Origin of the sequence: Paenibacillus sp. GYB006, assembly GCF_036577645.1 — a bacterium.
Taxonomy (GTDB): Bacteria; Bacillota; Bacilli; order Paenibacillales; family Paenibacillaceae; genus Paenibacillus.
The window spans coordinates 1-253 of sequence record NZ_JARBDA010000100.1; the positions used below are offsets into that span (position 1 = coordinate 1).

The 253-nt window shown below is 52.6% G+C and carries 1 rRNA gene; it reads right to left on the minus strand.

The features are described 5' to 3' along the window. Positions 1-253, minus strand: a 23S ribosomal RNA gene (locus tag PV403_RS25175); the annotation flags it as partial.

Sequence of the window (253 nt, forward strand, 5' to 3'; positions counted from 1 at the left end):
TCCTGCCGGATTCATACGAGGTTTCACGTGCCTCGCACTACTCGGGATCCGTCTCGGAGGGAACAGACTTTTGACTACAGGGCTTTTACCTTCTCTGGCGGGCCTTTCCAGACCTCTTCAACTAACCGGTTCCTTTGTAACTCCATATGAGACGTCCCACAACCCCAACCAGCAAGCTGATTGGTTTGGGCTAATCCGCGTTCGCTCGCCGCTACTGACGGAATCACTATTGTTTTCTCTTCCTCAGGGTACT